We start from the raw sequence: 1,257 nt of genomic DNA, 5'->3' as shown, positions 1-1,257 counted from the left end.
CTTCTGCTCGCGCTTTTTGCCGGCTTCGCAGTCTTCGCCTACGTGCTGGATCAGCTGACCAAACTGTGGGTAACGTCCTCGATGGTGGAGGGGGAACGCATCCCTGTGCTGCCGCCGCTCCTGCACTGGTACTTCATCCGGAACTCAGGCGCCGCATTCTCCATCGGCGAAAACGTGACGTGGGTGTTTTCCATCATCATGGCCGGGGTATCAATCGCCATCCTGTTCCAGGTGCGCAAACTGGGTTCGGCATGGTGGTCGTTGGCGCTCGGACTCCTTCTCGGCGGTGCGCTGGGCAACCTCACGGACCGGCTTTTCCGGGAACCGTCCTTCGGGATGGGCCACGTGGTGGACTTTATCCAGCTGCCCAACTTTGCGATCTTCAACATTGCCGATTCTGCCGTCGTCTCGGCTGTTTCCATCATCTGCATCCTGACCCTGCGTGGAATCTCCCTCGATGGTTCCCGGCACGTCTCTGCCCCACAGAAGAAAGCCGATGATGCCTGAACGCGTCGTAGTGGCCGAGGAATTCGGCGGAACACGGGCCGATGCCGGACTCGCAGGCCTGATGGGGATCTCCCGGAACCTGGCCGCCACGCTGATAGCCGAAGGCAACGTGGTCAGCCGCGGCAAGAAGCTCGGCAAGTCCTCGCGACTTGCTGCCGGGGAGGTCCTGGAAGTGACGGTGCCTGATCGACGGGACCCGCTCGAAGTGGTGGAGGAAGTTGTGGAAGGCTTGAAGATCCTGTTGGACGACGACGACTTCGTCGTCGTGGACAAACCCGTGGGGGTTGCAGCGCATCCGTCGCCCGGGTGGGTGGGGCCCACCGTGGTGGGTGGCCTTGCCGGCGCCGGGTACCGCATTTCCACGTCCGGTTCCCCTGAACGGGCCGGAATCGTGCACCGGCTCGACGTCGGGACATCGGGCGTGATGGTGGTGGCCAAGACCGAGCGGGCCTACACGGCGCTCAAGCGGGCCTTCAAGGAGCGCACCGTGGACAAGGTGTATCACGCCGTGGTCCAGGGCCTCCCTGATCCCCTGGAAGGCACCATCGACGCGCCCATCGGGCGTCACCCAGGACATGACTGGCGGTTTGCCGTCATCGAGGACGGGCGTCCGTCCATCACGCACTACGAGGTGCTCGAAGCCTTCGGTAAGGCCACCCTGGTGGAGGTGCACCTCGAAACAGGCCGTACCCATCAGATCCGGGTGCACTTCTCAGCACTGCGGCACCCCTGCGCCGGAGACCTCACTTA

General features: G+C 63.5%; 2 protein-coding genes. Both read left to right on the top strand.

The features are described from left to right. A partial coding sequence (lspA, locus tag DBR22_RS15575; RefSeq protein ID WP_108599770.1) for a signal peptidase II occupies positions 1-507 on the top strand: 507 nt, incomplete at its 5' end. Continuing rightward, positions 500-1,257, top strand: a 758-nt coding sequence (locus DBR22_RS15570) for an RluA family pseudouridine synthase (protein WP_108599771.1), incomplete at its 3' end; no start/stop codon positions are given. The genes lspA and DBR22_RS15570, both read left to right, overlap by 8 nt.

Source organism: Arthrobacter sp. HMWF013, from assembly GCF_003061105.1.
In the GTDB taxonomy this organism is placed as follows: domain Bacteria; phylum Actinomycetota; class Actinomycetes; order Actinomycetales; family Micrococcaceae; genus Arthrobacter.
This window is presented reverse-complemented; position numbering and strand designations above follow the sequence as displayed.